Here is a 2,343-nt window from a genome sequence, read left to right as displayed (position 1 = left end):
GGTGACCGGCCGATGCCGTACGGCGGCAGCCAGCCCGGCCGCGAGCAGTCCGACCATCAGCGCATCGTGGTGGGCGCCGCCGACGAGGTGGATGAGCACCAGCGGATTCAGCACCACCAGGCGGAAGACGGCCGGGGCGTGGCCGGGTGCCAGCAGCGGCACGACGAGGCCGATCAGCACCAGCCCGCCGACCGCCACCAGGCGCATGGCGAGCACCCCGGCGGTCGCGTGCTCACCCGTCACCGCGGTCACCACCCGGGAGACGAGCATCGACACCGGGCCGTACGGGCTCGGGGTGTCCTGCCAGACGGCCGGGACCCGCTCGGCGATCTGCCCGCCCAGGGCGGCCGGGCCGTGCCGGTAGACGTCGAGCCCGTCGGCGATCATCAGGCCCTGGGCCAGGTAGCTGTAGACGTCGCGGCTGAACAGCGGCGGGGCGGCCAGCAGCGGGCCCGCCCACAGCGCCAGCGTCACCCAGGGCCGGGCGTTCCCGTCGCGGCCGTGTCGCCACCAGGCCAGGACGAGCAGCGCCAGGCCGGCGTACACGTGCACCAGCCCCGACCGGCCCAGGAGCGCGCCGACGGTGATGAGAACCGCCCCGGCACAGCCGGCGGCGGTCTGAACCTGCCCTGGGATTCCGTGATCGCCGCGCACCGCCGCACGGTGGCAGAACGAGATGACCGGGCGTCGACCCGCACGTGGCCGCCTCGTGGCGGCTGTGGCGACGCCCGGGTCCTACAGGCCCGGCAGGTCCAAGGTATGGGCGGTGTGAGTGGCCTTGGTCGCCAGATAGCGCAGGTTCGCCGCCGACAGGTGTACCCCGGTCGGGATGCGCTCGGTCACCTCGACCCCGCGCGCCTCCAGCTGGGCCGCCTTGTCCGGGTTGTTGCTCAGCAGCCGGATCCGCCCGGCGCCCAGCGCCAGCAGCATCTGCGCCGCCGCCGTGTAGTCGCGCTCGTCCTCACCCCGCCCCAGCGCCACGTTCGCCTCGTACGTGTCCAGCCCCGCCTCCTGCAGCGCGTACGCGTCCAGTTTCGCGTACAGGCCGATGCCGCGGCCCTCCTGGCGCAGGTAGAGCAGCAGGCCGCCCGGCTCGGCGATGCGTTCGACGGCCTCGCGCAGCTGCGGGCCGCAGTCGCAGCGCTGGCTGCCGAACACGTCACCGGTCAGGCATTCGCTGTGCGGGCGGACCAGCGGGGTCGCCTGCACAGCGCTCTCCCAGTCGCCCAGGCCCAGCGCCAGGTGCTCGCGGCCGTCGACCAGGCCGTCGAAGGTCAGGACCCGCGCGGTGGTCGCATACCCGTCGGCGAAGCGCAACGGGACCGTGACACGCGTCCGTACCGTGGCTGGCGGGATCGTCCCGACATCGAGCGTTCCCCAGCCGGCCGTCTCGGACATCGGCCCCCCATTTCGTTCGGACAGTTCAGGTTCCCAGATCACGGCTTGCTCAGTCCCGGTAGCGCTCGGAAAGGGCGTAGCGCAGCAGCACCACGTCGCCGATCTGCCGGACCTCGGTCAGGTCGGCCCGGCGGTCCGGGCCCCAAGGGAAGCTGCCGTCGCCGACGAAGCGCGGCGCCCGCGAGTCGCCGACGAAGAACGGCGCCACCACCAGCTGCAGCTCGTCGGCGAGGCCGGCGGTGAGGAAGCCGGTGTGGATCGTGCCGCCGCCCTCGACCATCAGCCGGCCGACGCCGCGGGCGGACAGGTCACCGACCACCCGGGTCAGGTCGACCGGATCGCCGCCGTCGATCACCGTGGCGACCTTGCCGATGCGTTCCTCGGCTCCCGGCAGGGCCGGGGTGGCGCAGTAGACCAGCTTGTCGGCGTCGCCGAGGGTGAAGAAGCGGGCCCCCGCGTCGAGGTCGCAGCCGTTGGTCACGGTGACCTTCATCGGGTCCGGTGGCAGCCCGCGGGCGAGCCGGGCGCGGCGGCGGTTCTCGTCACGGATCAGCAGCCGTGGGTTGTCGACCCGGACCGTGGTGGCACCGACCAGGATCGCGTCACAACCCGCCCGTACCTCATCGACCCGGTCGAAATCGGCGTCGTTCGAGAGCAGCAGCCGCTCATCAGTCGGGCTGTCGACGTAGCCGTCGATCGACATCCCACAGCTGAGCAACACGTACGGTCGGTCGAGCACGGACGCTCCTCCTCGGGAGCGACCATCGTCACTCCGGCGTCCACCATAAGTCGAACGGACGGCGGCGGCCTCCTCAAGCACCGGTGCTGACCAGCTCCCGTACCGGCAGCATGAGCGTCTGCGGCGGCACGACCACCGGCTCGGCCGCCCTGACCACGGCGGCGGCCCGGAGCCGCGCCCTCGCCCGGGCCCCGGCCAGGGCCCGC

3 protein-coding genes are annotated in these 2,343 nt (G+C 73.1%); all 3 read right to left on the bottom strand.

All coding sequences use genetic code 11. The features are described 5' to 3' along the window. Window positions 1-654: polyprenol phosphomannose-dependent alpha 1,6 mannosyltransferase MptB (gene mptB, locus AB0C29_RS44185; RefSeq protein ID WP_360833761.1), on the bottom strand; the 654-nt coding region annotated here is incomplete at its 3' end. A gap of 81 nt (window positions 655-735) precedes the next feature. Continuing rightward, window positions 736-1,398, bottom strand: a complete 663-nt coding sequence (gene ribA / locus AB0C29_RS44180; protein WP_360833759.1) for a GTP cyclohydrolase II — start codon at window positions 1,396-1,398, stop codon at window positions 736-738. Between the two features lie 49 nt (window positions 1,399-1,447). Then, window positions 1,448-2,137 carry a dihydrofolate reductase family protein gene (locus AB0C29_RS44175; RefSeq protein ID WP_360833757.1) on the bottom strand — a complete coding sequence of 230 codons (690 nt, stop codon included), beginning with the start codon at window positions 2,135-2,137 and terminating at the stop codon, window positions 1,448-1,450. Between the last annotated feature and the right edge of the window lie 206 nt (window positions 2,138-2,343).

The organism is Actinoplanes sp. NPDC048791 (assembly GCF_040650095.1).
Taxonomy (GTDB): domain Bacteria; phylum Actinomycetota; class Actinomycetes; order Mycobacteriales; family Micromonosporaceae; genus Actinoplanes.
Note: the sequence above shows the minus strand (reverse complement) of the source record. Positions and strands in the feature narration are given on the sequence as shown.

Bases quoted from the DNA above. Each gene is read 5' to 3' on its own strand.
- ribA (WP_360833759.1), bottom strand. From the start codon at position 1,398: ATGTCCGAGACGGCCGGCTGGGGAACGCTCGATGTCGGGACGATCCCG.